Here is a 22,352-nt window from a genome sequence, read left to right on the forward strand (position 1 = left end):
AATTGTTATGGGCATGGAATCGAAATTCGTCTGGATGAACGGCGAAATGCTGCCGTACGAAAAAGCGACGCTGCATTTCCTCACACCTGCGCTGCATTATGGCGCGGCGGTATTTGAAGGAATCCGCGCATATAACACGGATAAGGGGCCTGCTGTTTTTCGTTTGAAGGAACATATTGAGCGTCTGTTTGATTCGGCGCGTGTAGTGGGGTTTCTCGAATTTCCGTGGGCAGTGGATGAGGTTTGCAAAGCTGTTAACGATACTGTGCGCGTCAATGAATTCAAGGACTGCTATATTCGCCCGTTGATCTATTTGGATGGCGGCGGCTGGAACTTAAATGTGGATAGCGGCAGACCAAGCCTGGCAATTGCGGTTTGGGAATGGGGTAACTATCTCGGTGAAGAAGCGATGGAAAAAGGCATTCGTGCCAACATTTCATCGTTTACACGCCACCATCCAAATGTGACAATGACCAAAGCCAAGATCGCGGGTAATTATGTGAACAGTATTCTGGCGAAGACCGAGTCACAGCGTTTGGGATTTGAAGAAGCGATCATGCTTGATCCGCAGGGATATATTGCTGAATGTACGGGCGAGAATCTTTTTTATGATACGGCATGGCAAGATCATCACACCTTCGACCGCGCCTGTTTTGGAAGGTATTACACGTCATTCCATTCATACCATTGCACAGGACTTGGGCTACAAGATTCTGGAGCAGCCCATTTCACGCGATCAACTTTACATCGCGGATGAAGTCTTCGTCTGTGGAACCGCTGCTGAATGTATCGGTTTAAGCGAAATTGATTTTCGCAAGATCGGCGACGGCAGATCAGGCAGAATCACACGTGAGATTCAGAACGTGTATCACGATGCGATCCGCGGTAAGATCAAGAAATATGAAGACTGGTGTGATTACGTAGGGTAAGGGAAAGGGTGAATGATGAAGGCGGAAGGGTGAATTTTCATCCTTCCGCCTTTTTTGTTGTCGGGGAATATGACCTTTGGGTGTTTTTTCATTTCGATGAAAAGAAAGTGGTTTGTTGTATAATTTTCTGATGGATGCAAACTGTAAAAAAGGAATTATTCATTGTTAAACACAATACGCCCTTACATTACCAGAGATGAATCGTTTGGCACGATCGACTCGGTGGATATTGATTCGAGCGACCTGAGCGCCTTGAAATTATTGTTTGAACAACACAACTGGACATACAAGAATCTCCGTCACAGACCATCCATTATTATCGGGCGCAGAGGGTCGGGGAAGACGTATTATCTGCGCAGTGTGTTTTTTGACAAGCAATATGATTTTTATACCGAAATTAGAACTGCGCGTGTGCTGGGACAGATGACACGCGTCATTCAGCGCATGACAAAGGATGCGGTTTTCCCGGAGATGGTTTCAGAACTGTGGGAAACGGTGTTGTGGATCAGCGTCTTTTCAGAAGTGAAGAAGTCTTCGTTGTTATCGGAAGATGATATGTATGTAGTAAGCGCATATCTGGACAGTGTCAACGTCCGCGATAGTGACAATGTTGATGAAGTCTTTTCAAATCTCGCATCCATGCTGGATGATGCGATGAATAAAAATCCCAACAGCGGAGCGGTTGAGATTTTGCGTGGATATGACCGGATCACTTTTGATAACGCGAAATCGGTGATCGTGGATGGTTTCGGAAAATCCAAAAAAACATTCGTGATCCTGATGGATTCACTGGATGATTTTCAGATCGATATGGATTCTGTTTCCCGCTCTCTGCAGGGGCTGCTCAAGCTGGTCGGCTCCATGAACAAGCCGAGGGATGTGGTGGATATCCGCTTCTGTATCCCCGCTGAGATCTATCACCGATTTCTGACGATTTCCTCCAACCCAAACAAGGATTTCCGGCGCGCGCTCAAACTCCAATGGACAGCGGGTGAGTTGGTATTGATCGGTGCCCAGCGCTTGATGTTTTATCTGGCTTTGTATTATCAGGAATTTCTGAAACCCATCTATCCGCTGGATCTGACCAAACGCGCCGATGCCATGAAACTTTTTCAGGCAGTGCTGCCTGAAAAAATAACCAATCAGGCCGGGTATCAGGAAGAGACCATGTCTTATATTTTAAGACATACCCAGCTGCTGCCTAGGCATTTCCTGATGTTATTGAATTCGATCTTTAAGAGCCCGGGCGGCACCCAGCGCTTGACTCCATTCCCTGTGAGTGAAGACCGCATTACGAACGGTGTCAGACAGATGGAAGAATATATGATCGGCGAGATCTTCGTGGCCTTCAAGCCAACCTTTCCCACCGCCGAAGAAACCTGCAAACGCTGTCTGCCCGAACTGGGACATAAATTTACAATGGGTGACCTGCACCGCGTTTTCACCCGTCACGGCAAGGCTGTCTTTGGCAGTGATAATCTTTTTGAGTTTCAACGAATGCTGTTGGAGATCGGCGCCATCGGCAGGGTGATTCCCGGCAAGGAAAAAGATGTGTATATCAAAGGCAATTTTGAGTACACGGTCTCACATCAATTAAATCTCGGGCAGGATGATGAACTGTGCGTTCATCCGCTTTTCTCCGGCATCTTCCACGGCAGCGGGCAGCAGGAACGCCCTGTGTATCCATATGGCAGCGCGCTCGACGATGCAGATTACCGCGTAAACGACGATTAACTGGACGGCATAAAACAGGCTGTCTGCGGCATGCCTGCTTTTGTCGGATGGCGACTCAGGCTTCTTTACAAACGGCGGGCTGATTCTGTCATCGGGGATTCTCTCAGGGCGGGTGATGGCTGGTTTTATTTGATCTGGAAATCATGCACGGTAATGTCTATCAATGTCGGTGCGGGCAATGGTTTACCGGATGGCGCACGCGGTGTGACCAGTCTGCGTGATGGATATACAAAGCCTGATCCCTGTTTATGCTCAAGGACAACATTGGCAGCGGTTGCCAGTTTGCTGATAATGTCTGCGGTGTAGTCATGCTGATGGAGCAGACCAGTTTTCAGGTCAAAGCGGAAGCGCTGCACTTTATTGTGCGTGGGGATCGAGTCAGGAAAAGTCGCTTCAAGCCAGCCCGGTTCGATCTCCGTCCAGTTAATTTCTTCATGCATTAATAGGGCGGGCAGGGTGAAATAATTCCAGAAGGCGTAGTTGGCAAAATAGGACATGTCGAGGTCGTCCCAATAGAACAGCCGTCTGCCGCCGGGGAAATATCCGCGTGTGTTCTTGCGCTCTTCAATGATTTTTCCGCTTGCATCTTCAAGGCGGACATCGTGCCCATCCAGCACGCCGGTTATGTTTTGGGTTTTCCCGATGGGAGTTAACTTGGAGAAGGGACGCGCAACTTCCATTTTGATTTTGGCATGTTTGAAAAATGGACGTCCTTTCAATATGAACAACCAGCCGTGAACACTTACTTCTGCTTCAATGCTTTTGGCGTTTTTCAAGTTCTTTCGCCAGCGGGATGGCTTTCTGCGTTTGATTCATCTTAATACCTTTATGATTTCTTCCGGCGCTTCTTCGGGCGGATAGTGACCAATCTTGTTTAAAACGGTCAACGTATGATTCTCCATTAGATCAGTCCACACTTTTAATTCACCTTTCTTGAAGGCAATATCTGAGTCGCCCAGATAATGGCAGTGGGGATGTGCTTGATTTTTTCGCGTTGTGCCCAGAGAGTTTTCAGCCAGGGTGTTGAGCCAATGATTTGGCCGGGAAAGACCCATGTGCCAATACGGTCGCTTTTGTTCTCTTCGTGCGGCATGTAATAATGTTTGTGAACAAGCGCCGGCTTTTCTGGGGCCGTGGCGCTCGGAAAGTTCTCTAGCAATGAGATTGAAGTTCGGCAATGAATTTGCCGATGGCTCGCCGCCATGCCGCTGAAATTTCGAAATTAGGAATGTCATTTCGGCAGAAGTTTGGTGACTTCTTGTCTTTCGGTGTTTGTGCGTAGCTTGCGGGCGGACCGCCCCAGTCGTTGAAGACAAGGGTGATGTTATTTAGATTCAGACTATCGAGAAAATCTTCGATATGTTTGGCGTGATTAATTGGCGGAATTCGCGGGTTTATCTGAAGGCCAACATGTAATCGGGGGGATGCGCGTCGTGCAGACTGCTTTGTCTGGTACTCACCGGTGCCTGCGAATCGGGTCGCCGGTGCCTTCGTCCACGTAGTGCATGTCACCTTGCGGGGTTGAAAAATAGTGATCCTTGAACGGATATTCCTTTTCGTCCAACCAGTTGGGTCTTGGTTTTATTTTCTATTTGCTCCTGATTTTCTTGTCTGGTTGTGCAGCGGCAGTTGTGTTGTGGAAACTATCCAATATGGCTGGCTTTTGCCAGTAGGGCGGGCTTCTTCGGCTGATTTTGGTGATCTTAATCGGCGGGGGGCGGTCGGCCACGTACTTGACCAGTCCCTTCTTCAACAGCGGACTCAAATTGCGGGTGAGTGTCGTCCGGTCCATTGCCATCATGATGGACATATCTTGCATGGAGGCTTCGCCCAGCATGGACAGAGCGTTGAGCAGATCTGCGTGGACGAGTCCGTGGGAGCCGTGCCTTGTCGTGTTGGTGCAAGGCGTGGCGCGTCGGGTATTGAATCCGCACACGGCACGGCCTGACGGGCGAATTCGTAAAGACTTTCTTTTGGCATTTCTTTGAACATAATGAGTGTATATACACGTGTTTTTGAGAGTTGTCAATGCTCTGAAGTATTTTTTCTTTTTTTATATGTGGTCTGACTGTTTTGCTGTATACTGACAAAAAATAAAATTGGAGTTCTTATGAGCAAAATGACCACGGAAAAATATCTTATTAGAGCATTACTCAATGACGGAGCAATGTCGAAGGCGCTTTTTGAGGAAGAGTTGCAGGAGGAGATCGTCGAATTCCTGAAATCGAAGCAGGAAGATCAGGATGATTATTTCTTCGCGATTACCGAGCGCGATAATCAGGTTGCCATGCTTTTAATTGATGAGGACGATAATGTGCATGTCAATGAGGAAGCCCGGGCAGTGTTGCAGACCTTTTGGCAGAAGTCCGTTTATCACGATAATATCCTGATGTTGATCCCGCAGATGGTGGATGAGTTGAGTGAAGGTTACCTGTTTGTGACCGGGGTAAAAGCACAGGAAGAGTTGGATTAAACGGGGATATCGCAGAGTGGCTGAATCTGTCCGCAGTGGGGAGCAGCTTACAGTTAAGGTTGAAGCGCGGATCTTCATCCACAAATAAAGCAGGAGCAATAAATGGAATCTATTCAGGAACTTTATCGAATCGGCGTGGGGCCGTCGAGCAGCCATACCATGGGACCGAGGCGTGCGGCTGAAATTTTTTCGGCGCGCTATCCATCGGCGGCGGGGTACCGTGTAAAACTTTATGGTAGTCTGGCGGCCACGGGTCGCGGACATCTGACTGATGAGGCGCTCAAAAGTGTTTTTGCGCCGGGTGCATTGGAAGTGATCTGGCGGGAGAAGGAACTTCCGTTTCATCCGAATGGGATGCGTTTTACAGCAGTGGATGCGAATGGCAAAGCGCTTGGGCGTTGGGAAGTGTACAGCGTGGGCGGCGGCGCGTTGCGTGATGCCGATAGTCTGCCTGTGCCGCAGCAAGTGTATGACCTTAACAAAATGTATGAGATCCTCGATCAATGCAAACTGACGGGGCAGGCGTTGTGGGAATATGTGGAAGCGCGCGAGGGCGAGCAGATCTGGGAATACCTGCGCAAGGTGTGGGATGTGATGCAGGCGGCGATTGAGCGCGGTCTGCACGCGGAGGGTGTGCCGCCCGGCGGATTGGGGCTGGCGCGCCAGTCGTGGTCGTTCTATCGCAAGACCATGCTTTCGGGGCAGGTGCTTCAGCGCGCGGGGTTGGTCTCTGCGTATGCGCTGGCGGTTTCAGAAGAGAATGCCTGCGGCGGCGAGATCGTGACCGCGCCCACTTGCGGCTCGTGCGGAATTGTGCCTGCGGTGCTGCGTTATTTGCAGGAAACGTTAAAGTGTTCGGATGATTCGATTCTACGGGCACTTGCGACTGCAGGGCTGATCGGCAATCTGGCGAAACACAACGCATCAATCTCTGGAGCGGAAGTTGGCTGCCAGGGAGAAGTGGGAGTTGCCTGCGCGATGGCAGCAGGTGCGGCGGCGCAATTGCTGGGCGGCACTGCGCGCCAGATCGAATACGCCGCCGAGATGGGACTGGAACATAACCTCGGCTTAACCTGTGATCCCGTAGCGGGACTGGTGCAAATTCCATGCATTGAGCGCAATGCCTTCGCCGCTGCGCAATCACTGGCGAGCGCGGATTATGCGCTCTTCACCGATGGCACACATCGCATCTCGTACGATGAAGTGGTCTCGGTCATGCGTGAGACGGGTCATGCACTGCCTTCACTCTATCGTGAAACGTCAGTGGGCGGGCTGGCGCATGCGTATCGTCACCGCAAACGCGGGAAGGCATAAACGCTGTTTCCATCCTTTGTTTTGTGTGATATATACGTTATAAGGAAATCGTATCTTGAAAATTATATTAATCCCACACGTTAAAGCGAGACTATGATGACGTTTTTTGAAATTGATATGCATACAGTTTTGCTCTTTCTGTTCTTTGGGAATCTGTTTACCGCAGGCTTGTTGGCTGTTTATTCAGGCAAGTCCATTTCTTTTCGCGCTTATCTTCAGTTCATTACGGGTAAATTGCTCCAGGGTGGAGCCTGGATACTGCTCGCGCTGCGCGGCGTCATTCCTGATGTAATTTCGGCTCATGTCGGAAATTCATTGCTTTTAATCGGTTTTGCATTGGAAGCGCTGGCGATCATTTCTGTTGAAAAGCCGCAAAGACAATGGGAGACCTATTATTCGGTCATCGTTGGTGTTTTTATCGCCGTCTTTTTCGGGTATGCAAGGCAGTCAAATCAATATGTATATATATCATCCGCTTTTGCGGCCTTGATGTTCCTTTCTGTGACGGTCTTTTTTTTGCGTGAAACAAAAAAATCCGTGCTGCGATATTCGCTCAGTGCGATTTATGCGTTTTCCTGTTTCATTTTGCTGGTACGCGGGACGAATGCCTTTTTAGACGCGGACTATAAATTGATGACCAATGAATTTTCACAGACTCTGACCTTTGTCTCGACTTTTTTTCTTATGATCATTAGCGGAAGCAGTTTTTTGCTTTTACAGCGCGAGCAGACCGATCAATTGTTACAGGATGCCAATCAGGAACTTGAGCATCTGGCGCACATAGACAGCCTGACCAGCCTGGCAAACCGGCGTAAGTTTAGCGAACGCCTGACGTATGCAATTTCAGAAAGCCGCCGGCGTGCAGAGCCTTTGACTTTGATGATGGTGGATATCGATTTCTTTAAAAATTATAACTATCATTACGGGCATGTCCATGGGGATAGATGCTTGGTTCAAGTGGCACAGGAGTTGAAACAGCATTGCCGGCGCGGCACAGATCTGATCGCCCGTTATGGCGGCGAGGAGTTTGCAATTATCCTGACAAACACAAGCCTGGATGATGCCCGTGTGATTGCGGAAGAAGTCCGCAACGGGGTGTATGGACTGACTATTCCGCATGCCGGATCAGACATAAGTGATAGTGTTACTTTAAGCGTGGGGGTGTTTTCTGCAATACCAAACTTGGATGAGCATGATTATGACTGGTACATTATCGAAGCGGACCGTCGTTTATATGAGGCCAAACATGCAGGACGAAATCTGAGCGTTTGCAGGTAATCCGGGCTGCGACCTTGCAGAATTCGCACAAGTTTTAACGCCAAGACGCAGAGCCGCAAAGAGACTCAAAAAGATGCGGGTAGCAACTTGAGTTATTTAACTTTTACCCTATAATCGGGCACTGCAAGCTGTTCTAAATTCCCTGACAAGACGAAGCAAGGCAGTTTCAAATAAACCCCCTTTTTTACCGAGGAAATCGAATGAAATACTTATTGATCAAAGGTTCAATGCATGTTGTGGGATATTCGCCGGACGGCGACTCGATGATGTTCAAGGCTGCCAACCCCGCCATGTGGGATGGACTGGAAAACGAGAACAAAGAACTCTTTACCGAAAAGTTGACCAAGGAAAATGGCGCGGTTCAATTGCGTTTGGAAGGCATTGATGCTTTGGAAACGCACTTTGGCCCCATGCCGTTGCCTACTCCGCCTGACTTGAAACCCAAAGAAAAAGACAAGGAAGGGAAGCCGAAACCGGGTCATTACAAACAGCCGGAAGAAATCGGACGAATCGCCGCCGAAGCCTTTATGTGGCTGGTGGGCGTAAAAAAAGCGCAATGGCGCAAATTCGGTAAAACCACCTGGGTTGCCAAAGCCTGTTTTGAACAAAGTGGACAGGAGATTTGGCTGGACGAGAAACAGACAGACAACATTCCAGCCTACATCGTCACCAGCAATATCGAAAAAAACGGACGCCCGCTCGCCTGGGTATTTCCCGGCGATACCGATGACCCTGACGGGGTTGAGTTGACGAAAGACATGCTCGCCAATCGTTTGGAAAAAAGCGTCAACTATCAACTACTCCGATATGGATTGGTATATCCCTACTTCTTCATGACTCTGGCCGGACGACTGCGCGATAAGTTGATCGAAGCGGTTCGCCGTGCCCAGGCGGACGGACTTCAAAAGCGACAAGCCCTTGAAAATAGCGCCGCTGAAAGATCCCGTAAAATTCCCAACCTGTGGGTGTACGATAGAAGCGTAGCTGAAGGGATAAAGATCGCTGACCTCAAAAACATTACGGACGAGATGGAGATTCACCCGTATCTTTTTCGCAAAATTACCAAAACCTGGTACTCCCAGCGCATGCAGGGCTATTGGAATGCCTTGCGCGAAAATAGCCGCTATGATTTCGATGAAAATGATAAAAGCCTGAGGTTGGCTGGGCTATTTGAAGACGGCGACCCCACTGTATTTATTATTAGCGACCAGGATTTTGTGAAGTTAAGTGAAATCGTTCAAATAAAAGATAATGCCTTGCAACTTCTACGCCACCCGATGGATATTGTCTTTTTGTCGTAGGTGTAACTACTTAGACCTGACATGTCTCATCGTAACACTCGTCGACTATCACCCTCGCGCGGACATGAATCCCCGAACGCCAGTCTTCTGTTGAGACATGTCAGGTCTTTCTCGGGCGTGGACATGTGACTCACAACGCAAGTGTTTTACGAAGAGATGGAAGGTTTTGCCTTCCTCCTTGAGTGTTGGATGTATAATGGATTTTGATACTGTATTTCCTTTTCAAGTCGGTGGTATATAAAAGGAGTTGATTGTATGGCGGTTATAAAGAAAATCAAACTGCATAATTTCAAGAGATTTCAGAATTTTTCTGTTGAACTTGACGATAAGATAAACCTGCTCATTGGGGATAATGAATCAGGGAAAAGTTCTATTCTTTCCGCAATAGATATTGTTTTGAGTGGAAGTAGGACAAAGGTAGAGACAGTAGGGTTGGATAGTCTATTTAATGCTGAAGTTGTTCAAAAATTTTTAACTTCAGATAGAAAACTGGAAAACTTACCTCATTTATTTGTTGAACTTTATCTGGACGAGCAAGACAATGTGGATTTGAATGGAAAAAATAATTCAGATGGTATTGTCTGTGATGGATTGCGACTAGTTTGTGAGCCAGATGATATTTTAGTAGAGAAATAAAAAGAGATATTGGGCAAGACGAGCCAATTTTTCCGTTTGAGTTTTATTCAATAAGCTTTAAAACTTTTGCCGACAATGGGTATGTTGGGTACCGAAAATACTTGCGGCATGTATTGATTGACAATTCTCATATTAGTAATGAATATGCTACAAGGGATTTTGTTAAAACTATGTATGGTGGTAGTGTCTCTCCTGCAGAAAGAAACAAGCATCAAAACGAATACAGAAATATAAAATGCTTTCAGGAAAGGTGTACTTGTAGATTTAAAAGATCGAATTCCTGCTGAATATTCATTTGCAATAAAAACGGGTTCAAAAGCAAATTTAGAGACTGATTTAACTATTTCGGAAAATGATATAAACATCGAAAATAAAGGCAAGGGTAAGCAGTGCTTTATTAAGACTGAATTTGCTCTTAAGAAGAGCCGCGACAAGAATTTAGACGTAGTCTTGATTGAAGAACCTGAAAATCACTTGAGTCACATTAATATGAAACGATTGATTCGAAAAAATTATTGACTCGGATGATAGGCAATTGTTTGTTGCTACGCTAGCGATTTAGTTAGTGCTCGACTTGATTTGCGAAAATCGATATTGTTAAATAAAAGCAGTTTAGGCGCGGTGTTGCTAAAAGATCTTTCAGAAGATACAGCGAAATTCTTTATGAAGGCACCTAATAACAAAATCCTTGAGTTTATTTTGTCTGAAAAAGTAATTTTAGTAGAAGGAGATGCGGAATTTATCTTGATGGAAACCTTCTTTCAGAAAATTACAGCCCAGAAATTAGAGGACTCAAAGGTTCATATAATATCTGTGGGTGGTACGAGCTTTAAGAGATACTTGGATTTAGCAAAGTTGTTACATATACGAACGGCTGTGATTAGGGATAACGATGGTGATTACCAAACCAATTGTGTTGATAATTACTCCAAATATACTAATGATTGGGTGCAAGTGTTTTTTGATAAAGATAATGATCGATCTACGTTTGAAATTGCTGTATATCGAGATAATACAGAAGTGTGCGAAGTTATGTTTGCGGCAGGCAGAAAGACCTTGGGTGTTCAGGACTTCATGCTACAAAATAAAGCAGATGTAGCCTTTGAGTTGTTGGAGAAAAAAGGTGCTGAAGTTAATCCGCCCGAGTACATAAAAGGGGCAATCGAATGGATAAAAGCGTAGTTTTTGCCGTTGCGGGTTCGGGTAAAACCAAAAGTATTGTTGATGAGCTGAGCCTTGATAAAAGGTCTTTATTGGTTACGTATACCAACAACAATCTCCGAACTCTTCGGAACAGAGTTTTGGGTAAGTTTGGGTATTTTCCAGAAAATATAATTTTATATTCATATTTCACTTTTCTTTATTCTTTCTGCTATAAGCCATTTTTATCTTTAAAGTTTAAATCTAGGGGAATAAATTATGATAATAATCCAGACATGTATGCGAAACAAACAGATATTCGCAGATATTATTTTGATAAATATGGAAGAATTTATGGGAATAGAATTGCAAAACTCTTAAGCCAAGAAGGTATATTAAATGACGTGAACTTAAGGCTTGAGAAATATTTTGAAAACTTATTTTTTGATGAAGTTCAGGATTTGGGAGAACATAATTTCAACCTTTTTAGAAGTGTTTCGCAGGCAAATATAAACATAATGGCGGTAGGCGATTTTTATCAACATACATATGACACAAGAAGAGATGGAAAGGTAAATGCAAATTTACATGAAAATTATGAAAAATATAAAAAAGTGTTTGTAGCTATGGGATACTCTGTTGATACGGAAAGCCTGAAAGTGAGCTATAGGTGCAGTCCTGTTGTTTGTGATTTTATTTCGAATGGTATGGGCGTGGAGATATCTTCTGCTAGGACTATAACACTGAAATCTTTTGTCGAAAAACAAACACGCAGATGAGATATTCCATAATAGACACATAGTTAAGTTGTTTTATCGGGAACACTACAAATACGATTGCTATTCAAGAAACTGGGGTGAATGCAAGGGTGAAGATGGTCATATTGATATTTGTGTTGTCATGAATAAAACCACCTTGAATAGTTTTACGAAAAATAAATTGGGTGAGTTGGCAGTACAGACGAAAAACAAACTTTATGTGGCGTGTTCAAGGGCAAGAGGGAATTTATATTTTGTCCCAGAAAACTTTTTCGAGAAATATAAAAAGTAAAGAATTTCCTCCTTGACACATCTCCCTCTCCGTCATAGAATACCGCCCAATAACATACATAAAACGCTGACGAGGACGAGTACACTTCAAAGCGATTACCAGAGAGCCGAGCAGAAGTTCTGAAAGCGAGGCAAAAGCGCAGAAGTCGAATGGCCCTCCGAGTTGAGAGGACGAAAGCAAAGCAAGTAGTCCAATTCGGGAACTCCCGTTACAGAGTAAGGGTATAAGCCGCAAGGCCGTACCTGACAAAGTGAAGCTGGCTTCTTGATCTCTGTTGCTCACAACAGAGATTTTTTGTTAAGACACTTCAAGCCTGGGTGGCACCACGGGAGTCCTCTCTCGTCCCTTATGGACGGAGAGGATTCTGCTTTAAGGGCAGACCATAGACAACAGACCATTGACCATCAAATCGTCCATCGTCCGCGGTCTATCGTCATTCATCATTCTGAATTCATCATTCTGCATTTCCGAAGGAGCAACCATGCTATTAGAAGCCACCCAAGTCCAAACCATCATCCGCGAGGTCTCTGCCGACCTTGAAACCCCCGTCAGCTTGTATCTCAAACTGCGCGGCGACGGCGCGTCCTTTTTATTGGAATCCGTCGAAGGCGGCGAACGCATCGCGCGCTATTCGTTTATCGGTGTCCAACCCAGAGCGGAATATATTTTGCGCGACGGTCAGGTTGAGGTCAAAGAGAACGGCGAAACGCGCACCGTCCAACTCGATCACGACGACCCGACCATCTTTTTGCAAAATGAAATGAGCCGCTTTCCCGCTGTCCACTTGCCGAACGCGCCGCGCTTCACGGGCGGGTTGGTGGGTTATCTCGGCTATGAATCTGTCCGTTATTTTGAACCAACTCTCAGCGAGAAAATGAAGCGCGCCGATATCCCCGATGGAATTTATTTGCTCGCCGATACCATCGTCGCATTCGATCACGCGCGCCGCACCATCTTCCTCATCGCAAATGTTTTGGATGGAAACGCCGAAGCCGCCAATCAAAAACTGGACGCCATCGCCGAGCGCATCCAACAGCCTTTGCCCGCCGCGCAAAAAATTGAAGTCAAGCCGTCTGAAATAAAATCGAATCTCACGCGCGAAAAATTTGAAGACATGGTGCTTGCCGCCAAAGAGCACATCGTTGCTGGCGACATTTTTCAGGTTGTGCTTTCGCAGCGTTTCAGCCGCGAAACCAACGTCGAGCCTTTCGATGTTTATCGCGCCGTGCGCCGCCTCAACCCTTCGCCGTACATGTTCTTTTTTGATTTCGGACTCGTGGACGATGAACCGCTTTACATTGTTGGATCGTCGCCCGAAATGTTTGTGCGTTTGGAAGGAAGAACCGCTTCACTCCGACCGATTGCTGGGACGCGCCCCCGAGGAGCAGATGGGGACGCTGACGCATCGCTTGCCAAAGACCTGCTCGCCGATCCGAAGGAACGCGCGGAGCATGTGATGTTGGTTGACCTCGGCCGCAACGACCTCGGACGCGTCTGCGAATATGGCACGATCAAAGTTTCTGATTTCTTCACCGTTGAAAAATATTCACACGTCATGCACATCGTCTCCCACGTCGAAGGGACTCTGCGCCCCGAGTTAACCGCCTTCGATTTAGTGAGAGCCGCCTTCCCCGCAGGCACAGTCAGCGGCGCGCCGAAAGTCCGCGCGATGGAAATTATTGCTGAATTGGAATCCGACGCACGCAACGCCTACGCAGGCATGATCGGCTACTTCGGCTTCGACGGCGCCATGGACACCTGCCTCGCCATCCGCACCATGGTCGGGCGCGGCAACACCGTCAGCGTGCAAGCAGGCGCAGGCATCGTCGCAGACTCAGACCCGTCCACCGAGTTTCAAGAGACGGTGAATAAAGCGAGCGCGATGTTGAGAGCGATAGACGCAGCGGAAAACCAATGATGAATGATGAATGATGAAGGCAGAATAAACCTTGCCACTTTCTCACAAATATTCATCATTCATAATTCTGACTTCTGCATTTTATAAAAGGAACCCAACCCATGCCAAACACCAAACCCCGCTTATTAACTGGCGACCGCCCCACAGGCCGCCTGCACCTCGGACATTATGTCGGCTCGCTTCGCAATCGTGTGCGCCTGCAACATCAATATGATTCCTTTTTCATCATTGCTGACCTGCACACGATGACCACCAAACCCGAGCCGCAGTACATCAAAGAGATTCCAACCTACATCCGCGAAATTGTTCTGGATTATCTCGCCGTGGGCATTGACCCGAACGTCAGCACCATCTTTGTCCAATCTGCAATTCCAGAAACCTATGAAATGAATCTGCTCTTTGAAATGCTGGTCACCGTTCCGCGCCTCGAACGCATGCCCACGCTCAAAGACATGGCACGCGACGCCAACATCGACTCCATGCCGTTTGGTTTGCTCGGTTATCCCGTCCTGCAAGCCGTTGACATTTTATTGCCGCGCGCGAATGTTGTCCCCGTTGGACGTGACAACCAATCCCATGTTGAACTCGCCCGCGAAATGGCACGCAAGTTCAATAATCTCTACGGCAAAGAAGTCTTCCCCGAACCAGAATCCATTATCGGTGAAGGTGCTTTGCTCGTCGGCACAGATGGACAGAACAAAATGTCCAAGTCCCTTGGCAATGCCATCTATTTATCCGATGACGCGAAGACCGTCGAAGAAAAAGTCAAAGGCATGTACACCGACCCCAAACGCCTGCGCGCCACTGACCCTGGCACCGTGGAAGGCAATCCCGTCTTCATCTATCACGACGCGTTCAATCCCTCCTACGCCGAAGTGGACGACCTCAAGGAACGCTATCGCAAGGGACAGGTCGGCGATGTGGAAGTCAAGGAAAAACTTGCCAAAGCCATCAACGCCTTCCTCGAACCCATCCGCGAAAAACGCGCGTATTATCTTGCCCATCCCACCATCCCGCGCGATGTCCTCGCCAACGGAATCCGCCGCATGCAAACCGAAGCCAAAGAGACCATGACCCTCGTCCGCGATGTGACTGGCTTATCGTATTCCCTCGACCTCTTCGCTGATGAAGTGGATATTTTTGGAAATGAAGAATAGCGAATGAAGAAGGCGGAAAGCGGAATGCAGAAAGCAGCCTACCGCCTTCTGCCTTCTGCTTTTTTCTTCATCCTTCATAATTCAACGTTCATCCTTTTGGAGAACCCATGTTAGCCCTTATCGATAACTACGACTCCTTCACCTACAACCTCGTTCAATACCTCGGCGAACTTGGCGCGGATATTCGCGTCTTTCGCAACGACCAAATTTCCTTGAACGAGTTGATCGCCCTCAAGCCTGACCATCTTGTCATCTCCCCAGGCCCAGGCGAACCCATCAAAGATGGCGGCGTTTCCCCCGAAGCCATCAAACACTTCACGGGCAAAATTCCCGTGCTCGGCGTCTGCCTCGGACATCAATGCCTCGGCGCAGTCTACGGCGGCAAAGTGGATCGCGCTCCGCGTCTCATGCACGGCAAGACTTCCCCCGTCACTCACAACGGACAAGGTGTCTTCAAAGATATTCCTTCGCCGTTTGAAGCCATGCGCTATCACTCGCTCGTCGTGTACGAACCCATCCCAACCGAACTTGAAATTGTCGCGCAAACATCCGAAGGCGAGATCATGGCGCTCAAACATCGTCAGCACCCAACCTACGGCGTGCAGTTCCATCCCGAGTCCATTCTCACCGAGCACGGCAAACAACTGCTCAAGAATTTTCTCGATATCAAGATCGCCCCGCCCGCACCAGCGGAGCCGTCCATGCTCAAGCCGTTCATCGCCAAGACCATCAACCGCACCGACCTCACCGCCGCCGAAGCCGAAGAAGCGATGAACGTCATCATGACGGGGCAAGCCACGCCCGCGCAGGTCAGCGCCTATCTGGTGTCGCTCCGCATGAAAGGGGAGACCATCCCCGAGATCACAGGCTCCGTCCGCGCCATGCGTGCCAACGCGGTCAAGGTGAAACTCGCAAATCCCGATGAACGCATTTACGACATCGTCGGCACAGGCGGTGACGGCGCTCACACCTTCAACATTTCCACTGCCGCCGCATTCGTCCTCGCGGGCACGGGACGCAAAGTTGCCAAGCATGGCAACCGCGCCGCGTCATCACACTGCGGCTCTGCCGATGTCCTCTCCGCTCTCGGTGTCAGTCTCGACCTCACCCCCGATCAGATCGCCCACGCCATCGACAACATCGGCATCGGTTTTATGTTCGCCGCAAAATTCCATCCTGCCATGAAGCACGCCATCGGCCCGCGCAAAGAGATCGGTCAACGCACCATCTTCAATGTCCTCGGCCCGCTCACCAACCCCGCAGGCGCGAACATTCAACTCACGGGCGTTTATGCCGCCGCCCTCACCGAGCCGCTCGCCAACGTCCTCAAGGAACTCGGCTCTCGCGCCGCGCTCATCATCTACGGCGCAGGCGGCACCGACGAACTCAACACCACGGGCATCAATCGCATCAGCCATCTCAAAGATGGCGCGGTCAACACCTACGATCTTGATCCCGCCGAATTCGGTTTCGCCCTCGCCACCATGGAAGACCTGCGCGGCGGCACACCCGATGAATCCGCAGCGATGATGAGAGATCTTCTCTCTGGCAAACTCAAAGGCGCGCGCCGCGACTCCGTCCTGCTCAATGCCGCTGGTGCTCTCGCTGCCGAAACTGGCGATTTCAAATCCGCGCTTGTGGAAGTCACCGCCGCGCTCGATAACGGCTCCGCCCTCGCCAAACTCAACGCCCTCGTTGAGTACTCAAAATCCGTTTCCTAATCCGCTCATCCGTTTATATCCGTTACCCATGAACATACTCGAAAAAATCATCGCTCAAAAGAAATTGGAAATTGCGGCGCTCGACGCCTCAGCATTACGCCGCGCCGCAGAGCAGAGTCCTGCGCCTCGAGATTTTCTCGCCGCCATCAAGCGCCGCCGCTTCGGACTCCGCCCGAGCCTGATCGCTGAACTAAAGAGAGCCTCTCCCTCCAAAGGGATTCTCGCCCCGCACCTCGACCTCTTCCAAGTAGCCGACATCTACACCCAAAACGGCGCCGCCGCCATCAGCGTCCTCACCGACGAAAAGTTCTTCATGGGCAAACTCGAAACTCTCCACGAACTGCGCACGCCATTACAATTACCAATTACCAACCACCGCTCTTAAGAAAAGATTTCACCATCGACGAAACCCAAATCTACGAAGCCCGAGCCAACGGCGCCGACGCCATCCTCCTCATCGCCGCCGCCCTCACCGACGACAAACACTTCGCCGACCTGCACGCCTGCGCCCTCAGTTTGGGATTGACCGCCTTGGTCGAAGTCCACGACGAAGCAGAAACCGAGCGAGCCTTGAAGTTGAAAGATGTAAAACTCATCGGCATCAACAACCGCAACCTCGCCACCTTTGAAGTCTCCCTCGCCACCACCGAACGCCTCCGCCCAATGATTTCATCCGAAATCGCCGTCGTCGCCGAAAGCGGAATCTTCACCGCCGCTGATGTAGAACGGTTAGCCAATATCAATATTGACGCAATCCTCGTCGGTGAAGCATTGGTCACTTCAGAAGACATTCCCGCCAAAGTGCGCGAATTATCTGGAATGGAGAGTCAATAGTCAAAGGTCTAAAGTCTTTTATGACCTTCAACCTTTGACCTTCGACTTACAACCTATGACAATCATAAAAATCTGCGGAATCAAAACATTAAAAGACGCCCTCGCCGCCATCGAAGCAGGCGCGGATTATCTGGGATTCAACTTTTACCCCAAGAGCGTGCGCTTTATTGAGAAAGAAACTTGTGCAGAAATAACATCTGTTTTGAAGCGAGAACATCCGCAAATCAAACTTGTCGGTGTATTTGTAAATTCACCCGTGGATGAAGTGAAGAATATTCTGGAAACCTGCCATCTTGACCTCGCTCAACTCCACGGTGACGAAACGCCCGAAATGCTTGAGTCCTTCAGCGGCAAAGCCTTCAAAGCCATCCGTTACCGGATCCGTTGAAACATCCGTTCATCCGGTTATGAAGCAAGTTGAGCACCTGCTTTGTTGGTAGACGCCGCCGTCAAAGGTGTCTACGGTGGAAGCGGCGTCACCGCAGATTGGTCAGCGGCGGCGGAACTTGCAAAAAAATATCCGCTGTTGCTGGCAGGCGGACTGACTCCCGAGAATGTCGCGGACGCAGTGCGGCAGGTCAAACCCTGGGGCGTGGATGTTGCCTCTGGCGTGGAATCAGCCCCAGGTGAGAAAGATGCGGCGAAGATGTCAGCATTTGTGAAAGCAGTCAAGCAGACCATTGACGATGGACGATAGACCATCATGGTCAACGGTCTGTCGTCCATCGTCTAATCAAGGAGAACTTATGACAACATTATTACCCCCAAAATTTGGCCCGTACGGCGGACAGTTCGTGCCCGAGACGCTCATGCCCGCGCTCATTGAGTTGGAGCAGGCGTTCGTGGATGCGCAAAAAGACCCAGCCTTCAGGCGCGAGTTCGAAGGCTTGCTGGCGTCGTTCGTGGGCAGACCCACGCCGTTGACCTATGCAAAAAGATTATCGGAACAATTAGGCGGCGCGCAAATTTATTTGAAGCGCGAAGACCTGGCGCACACGGGCGCACATAAAATCAATAACGCGTTGGGACAGGCTCTGCTCGTCAAGCGGATGGGAAAGAAGCGCGTCGTTGCCGAGACTGGGGCAGGGCAGCACGGCGTGGCATCTGCCACCGCTGCGGCATTGCTCGGACTCGAATGCGTGGTGTACATGGGCTCCGTGGACATTGCGCGGCAGGAACCGAATGTCTTCCGCATGAAATTGCTCGGCGCGGAAGTGCGGCCTGTGGAGTCAGGCACGAAGACATTGAAAGATGCCATCAACGAAGCCATCCGCGATTGGGTGACGAATGTGCGCGATACGCATTATCTGCTCGGCTCGGCTTTGGGGCCGCACCCATACCCGACCATCGTGCGCGAGTTTCAATCGGTGATCGGAATTGAAGCGCGCGAACAAATGCTGCGTGATGTGGGACGTTTGCCTGATACGGTCATTGCCTGTGTGGGCGGCGGGTCAAATGCCATCGGCGTCTTCAGCGGATTTGTGGACGATGAACATGTTGAGTTGATCGGTGTCGAAGCGGGCGGAAGCGGAATTGCTTCAGGCAAACACGCTGCTCGTTTTGGCGATGCAAGCAAAGCAAGAGTTGGCGTGATTCACGGAACACGAACTTATGTCTTGCAAGATGAAGACGGACAAATTGCCGAGACTCATTCTGTCTCTGCGGGGTTGGATTACGCGGCAGTTGGCCCCGAGCACGCGATGATGCGAGATAGCGAACGCGCATTTTACACATCCGCAACGGATACGGAAGCGTTGAGCGCTTTCCAAACCTTGTGCCACACCGAAGGAATTATCCCTGCGCTGGAGTCATCTCATGCGGTGGCGGAAGTCATCAAGCGTGCGCCGACGATGAGAAAGGATCAGGTGATTCTGGTCAATCTTTCGGGGCGAGGGGATAAGGATTTGAATACTGTGATTAAGGAATTGGGAACGAATTTGTAGGGGCGATGGGCCCATATTTTCAAGGGCAGGGATAAGCCCTGCCCCTACAAGGAATCATTATTATGAACAGAATCGAAAACGCTTTCAAAAACAAACCGATCTTCATGCCCTATTTCCCTTTGGGCTATCCTGACTTGGAAACTTCCATTGATGTGATCGAAGCGCTTGCCAAAAACGGCGCGGACTTGATCGAAGTGGGGCTTTCGTTCTCCGATCCGCTGGCGGATGGGCCTGTGATTCAAAAGGCGACTCAGGTTGCGTTGGAACATGGAATTACGATCAAGAAGTCACTCGCGGCGGTTGCGGAGTTGCGCAAGCGCGGCGTGACCATTCCATTTATTTTGATGGGATATTTCAATCCCATGCTGGCGTATGGACTGGAGAAATTTGTCCACGATGCGCGTGAAGCAGGCGCGGATGGATTTATCATCCCTGACCTGCCATTGGAAGAAGCAGGCGAGTTTCAAGCCTTGGTGGGGGATATGCCGTTGATCCAAATGCTTGCGCCGACATCACCGAATGAACGCATGGAATCCATTGCACGCAATGCGAAGGGATTTATTTATCTTGTCTCGGTTACTGGTGTGACAGGTGCGCGTACTGCCATTTCAGATGGACTTGGTGATTTGATTCAACGTGTGCGAGATCACACGTCCGTGCCTGTGTGCGTGGGATTTGGAATCGGCACGCCTGAGCAAGCCAAACAGGTTGGTCAACTCGCGGATGGAGTCATTGTCGGCTCGGCGTGTGTGAAAACGATCGGGAGTAGTGAAAAGCCTGTTGAAACAGCGAAACAGTTTGCGGCGGAGTTCCGAAGCGCGTTATTGGAAGTGAAGAAATGATTCTCGAAGTGGTAATTCTTGATGTGATTCCAAGTCGCGAAAAAGAATTTGAATCAGCATTTGTAGAAGCTTCGTCTATTATTTCCAGTATGGCGGGGTATGTTTCGCATCAGTTACAGCATTGTTTGGAAACGCAAAACAGGTATTTACTACTTGTTCAATGGGAAACGCTCGAAGCGCATACGGTTGGGTTCCGCGGATCGCCCGAATATCAGGAATGGAAAAAGAAGCTGCATCATTTTTATGATCCATTTCCTACCGTGGAACATTATGAAATGACCTTTGAAAACATAAAATAGTACCGTCCTGCGTTTTCGGAATTTGCCCCTTGACGCATTTGAGTGACGCGCATAGAATAGCGACCAATATGTTATCTGCAGTCCGCTTTTATTTTGCGTATTACTTTAACGGCCTCCGCTCGGTTGCCGCTGGTTGCGCTTAAGTAGACAGAAAAAATCTGTAACTAAAGAGCGAGGCCACACGGTCTCGCTCTTTTTTGTTACGTCATTAAGGAGCGATCAATGTCAATTCGTGGAATTCGTGGAGCAACAACCGTATCAGCAGATGAACCAGAATTAATTCTCGAAGCCACACGGGAATTGCTGGAGGCGATCTTGAAGGCGAACGCCAGCATGAAGCCTGAGGATGTGGGCAGCGCCCTCTTTACGGTGACTGATGACCTCGCTTCGACCTTCCCCGCGCAGGCGGCGCGGCAAATGGGCTGGAGTCTCGTCCCGATGACTTGTGCGCGTGAGATTCCCGTGCCGGGTAGTTTGCCAAAAGTGATCCGCGTGCTTGTCCATTGGAATACGGAAATGCGGCAGAACGAGATCACGCATGTGTATTTGCGGGGCGCTGTGAAGCTGAGACCAGATCTGGTAGCGGCACAATAAAAAGCTCGTCGAAAGTCAAAGGTCAAAAGTCAATCCGTGACCTGCGACTTTTGACCTTTGACATGAATTTTAAGGAGAAGAACCTATGATGATCATAATGAAAGCCAACGCAACGCCGCAGGAAGTGGAAGCGGTGATCGCGCAAATCAAAGAGATGGGACTCGCCGTCCACCTTTCGCAGGGAGTTGAAGCCACAATTATCGGCGCCATCGGCGAGACGCATAATATTCCGACAGAACGCTTTGAAGGTTTGGACGGTGTGGATATTGTTCAACGCATCACCCAGCCTTACAAACTTGCCTCGCGTCAATTTCACCCTGAAGATTCAGTCATTCCGATGAATGGATTTGCTGTCGGCGGAAACGAGATCGCTGTCATTGCGGGACCATGTTCAGTGGAGAGTCGCTCACAGATAATAGAAACAGCTATCGCTGTGAAAGAAGCGGGAGCGTCCGCTTTGCGTGGGGGAGTGTTCAAGCCGCGTACGTCGCCGTATGCATTCCAGGGACTTGGCGAAGAAGGTCTCGAACTTCTTGCAGAAGCGCGTGAGATCACCGGCTTGCCCATTGTTGTGGAGATCATGTCACAGGTGCAATTGGATATGATGGTGAAGTACGTGGACGTGTTTCAGATCGGCGCACGCAATATGCAGAATTTCAATTTGCTGCGCGCCATCGGCGAAACGCGTACCGCTGTTCTGCTCAAGCGCGGACTTTCCGCCACGGTTGAGGAACTGCTCATGTCTGCTGAATATGTTTTGGCGGGGGGAAATCAACGTGTGATGTTGTGCGAACGCGGTATTCGCACCTTTGAAACGTCCACACGTAATACAACCGATATTAATGCAATTCCCGTTTTGAAAAACTTAACCCATTTACCTGTTATTCTTGACCCAAGCCATTCTACGGGTCATGCAAATTATGTCGCCGCCATTGCGCGCGCTGGCATTGCCGCAGGCGCAGACGGATTAATTATCGAAGTCCACCCTGACCCAGCCAAGGCGGTTTCGGATGGCAAGCAATCCCTCAAGCCGGAAAAATTTGCCGAGATGGTCAAGCAGGTCGGCCAGATCGCGCAAATCATGGGCCGCAGACTTGCCACCACCCAGGGCAATGTTCAACCGTTGAAACAGGGTTGGGCGTGAAGAGCAGAGATTGGTAATTGGTAAATAGTAATTACCAATTACCAA

The 22,352-nt window shown here is 49.2% G+C and carries 23 protein-coding genes and 1 pseudogene; 21 read left to right on the plus strand and 3 right to left on the minus strand.

All coding sequences use genetic code 11. The features are described 5' to 3' along the window. Positions 1–13: 13 nt before the first annotated feature. The 3 genes from ilvE (at position 14) to IPL71_RS03005 (ending at position 2,663) form a co-directional block, all read left to right on the plus strand. On the plus strand, positions 14–757 hold the full coding sequence (gene ilvE, locus IPL71_RS02995; protein WP_345318694.1) for a branched-chain-amino-acid transaminase: 744 nt from the start codon (positions 14–16) through the stop codon (positions 755–757). Then, positions 654–929, plus strand: coding sequence for an aminotransferase class IV (locus IPL71_RS03000; protein ID WP_345318696.1), 276 nt, complete (start codon positions 654–656; stop codon positions 927–929). The genes ilvE and IPL71_RS03000 overlap by 104 nt, the downstream gene beginning before the upstream one ends. Positions 930–1,091: 162 nt before the next feature. Continuing rightward, entirely contained in the window at positions 1,092–2,663 is a 1,572-nt protein-coding gene (locus IPL71_RS03005) for a P-loop ATPase, Sll1717 family (RefSeq protein ID WP_345318698.1), read from the plus strand. Positions 2,664–2,788: 125 nt separating this feature from the next. Here the strand turns inward: IPL71_RS03005 and IPL71_RS03010 are convergent, their stop codons facing one another. The 3 genes from IPL71_RS03010 to IPL71_RS03020 all read right to left on the minus strand — a co-directional run bounded on the left by IPL71_RS03010 (position 2,789) and on the right by IPL71_RS03020 (position 4,599). Then, positions 2,789–3,439, minus strand: coding sequence for a hypothetical protein (locus IPL71_RS03010; protein WP_345318700.1), 651 nt, complete (start codon positions 3,437–3,439; stop codon positions 2,789–2,791). A 36-nt stretch (positions 3,440–3,475) separates the two neighbouring features. After that, entirely contained in the window at positions 3,476–3,898 is a 423-nt protein-coding gene (locus IPL71_RS03015) for an alpha/beta fold hydrolase (protein WP_345318702.1), read from the minus strand. A 353-nt stretch (positions 3,899–4,251) separates the two neighbouring features. Then, entirely contained in the window at positions 4,252–4,599 is a 348-nt protein-coding gene (locus IPL71_RS03020; protein WP_345318704.1) for a hypothetical protein, read from the minus strand. 174 nt (positions 4,600–4,773) lie between these two features. Between IPL71_RS03020 and IPL71_RS03025 the strand changes: the two genes are divergently transcribed. The 18 genes and pseudogenes from IPL71_RS03025 (at position 4,774) to aroF (ending at position 22,307) form a co-directional block, all read left to right on the plus strand. Beyond that, on the plus strand, positions 4,774–5,136 hold the full coding sequence (locus IPL71_RS03025) for a hypothetical protein (protein ID WP_345318706.1): 363 nt from the start codon (positions 4,774–4,776) through the stop codon (positions 5,134–5,136). A 102-nt stretch (positions 5,137–5,238) separates the two neighbouring features. Then, on the plus strand, positions 5,239–6,450 hold the full coding sequence (locus tag IPL71_RS03030; protein ID WP_345318708.1) for an L-serine ammonia-lyase: 1,212 nt from the start codon (positions 5,239–5,241) through the stop codon (positions 6,448–6,450). A 93-nt stretch (positions 6,451–6,543) separates the two neighbouring features. Next, entirely contained in the window at positions 6,544–7,728 is a 1,185-nt protein-coding gene (locus IPL71_RS03035) for a GGDEF domain-containing protein (RefSeq protein ID WP_345318710.1), read from the plus strand. Positions 7,729–7,928: 200 nt separating this feature from the next. Beyond that, complete coding sequence (locus IPL71_RS03040) at positions 7,929–9,029, plus strand: hypothetical protein (RefSeq protein WP_345318712.1); 1,101 nt, start codon at positions 7,929–7,931, stop codon at positions 9,027–9,029. A gap of 255 nt (positions 9,030–9,284) precedes the next feature. After that, on the plus strand, positions 9,285–9,665 hold the full coding sequence (locus IPL71_RS03045) for an AAA family ATPase (RefSeq protein WP_345318714.1): 381 nt from the start codon (positions 9,285–9,287) through the stop codon (positions 9,663–9,665). A 624-nt stretch (positions 9,666–10,289) separates the two neighbouring features. Next, a complete protein-coding gene (locus IPL71_RS03050) occupies positions 10,290–10,847 on the plus strand; it encodes a TOPRIM nucleotidyl transferase/hydrolase domain-containing protein (protein ID WP_345318716.1) in 558 nt (185 codons plus the stop codon). Beyond that, entirely contained in the window at positions 10,832–11,584 is a 753-nt protein-coding gene (locus IPL71_RS03055; protein ID WP_345318718.1) for a DEAD/DEAH box helicase family protein, read from the plus strand. The genes IPL71_RS03050 and IPL71_RS03055 overlap by 16 nt, the downstream gene beginning before the upstream one ends. A gap of 752 nt (positions 11,585–12,336) precedes the next feature. After that, entirely contained in the window at positions 12,337–13,773 is a 1,437-nt protein-coding gene (trpE, locus tag IPL71_RS03060) for an anthranilate synthase component I (RefSeq protein ID WP_345318720.1), read from the plus strand. Positions 13,774–13,874: 101 nt separating this feature from the next. Then, a complete protein-coding gene (trpS, locus tag IPL71_RS03065) occupies positions 13,875–14,930 on the plus strand; it encodes a tryptophan--tRNA ligase (protein ID WP_345318721.1) in 1,056 nt (351 codons plus the stop codon). Positions 14,931–15,037: 107 nt separating this feature from the next. Next, on the plus strand, positions 15,038–16,651 hold the full coding sequence (gene trpD / locus IPL71_RS03070) for an anthranilate phosphoribosyltransferase (protein WP_345318723.1): 1,614 nt from the start codon (positions 15,038–15,040) through the stop codon (positions 16,649–16,651). Continuing rightward, the gene (locus IPL71_RS03075; protein ID WP_345318725.1) at positions 16,626–17,036 is read left to right on the plus strand and encodes a hypothetical protein; all 411 of its coding nucleotides are present in this window, start codon (positions 16,626–16,628) and stop codon (positions 17,034–17,036) included. Before trpD ends, IPL71_RS03075 begins: the two co-directional genes overlap by 26 nt. 29 nt (positions 17,037–17,065) lie before the next feature. After that, complete coding sequence (locus tag IPL71_RS03080; RefSeq protein ID WP_345318807.1) at positions 17,066–17,485, plus strand: indole-3-glycerol phosphate synthase TrpC; 420 nt, start codon at positions 17,066–17,068, stop codon at positions 17,483–17,485. A 55-nt stretch (positions 17,486–17,540) separates the two neighbouring features. Then, positions 17,541–18,182, plus strand: a pseudogene (locus IPL71_RS03085) (phosphoribosylanthranilate isomerase). Positions 18,183–18,231: 49 nt separating this feature from the next. Beyond that, the gene (gene trpB / locus IPL71_RS03090; protein ID WP_345318727.1) at positions 18,232–19,428 is read left to right on the plus strand and encodes a tryptophan synthase subunit beta; all 1,197 of its coding nucleotides are present in this window, start codon (positions 18,232–18,234) and stop codon (positions 19,426–19,428) included. A 62-nt stretch (positions 19,429–19,490) separates the two neighbouring features. After that, on the plus strand, positions 19,491–20,270 hold the full coding sequence (trpA, locus tag IPL71_RS03095) for a tryptophan synthase subunit alpha (RefSeq protein WP_345318729.1): 780 nt from the start codon (positions 19,491–19,493) through the stop codon (positions 20,268–20,270). Further along, entirely contained in the window at positions 20,267–20,569 is a 303-nt protein-coding gene (locus IPL71_RS03100) for an antibiotic biosynthesis monooxygenase family protein (RefSeq protein ID WP_345318731.1), read from the plus strand. Before trpA ends, IPL71_RS03100 begins: the two co-directional genes overlap by 4 nt. Positions 20,570–20,791: 222 nt before the next feature. Next, positions 20,792–21,163, plus strand: coding sequence for a chorismate mutase (gene aroH / locus IPL71_RS03105; RefSeq protein WP_345318733.1), 372 nt, complete (start codon positions 20,792–20,794; stop codon positions 21,161–21,163). Positions 21,164–21,248: 85 nt separating this feature from the next. Next, on the plus strand, positions 21,249–22,307 hold the full coding sequence (aroF, locus tag IPL71_RS03110) for a 3-deoxy-7-phosphoheptulonate synthase (RefSeq protein ID WP_345318735.1): 1,059 nt from the start codon (positions 21,249–21,251) through the stop codon (positions 22,305–22,307). Positions 22,308–22,352 lie beyond the last annotated feature (45 nt).

Source organism: Candidatus Villigracilis proximus (assembly GCF_016717045.1).
Classification (GTDB): Bacteria; Chloroflexota; Anaerolineae; order Anaerolineales; family Villigracilaceae; genus Villigracilis; species Villigracilis proximus.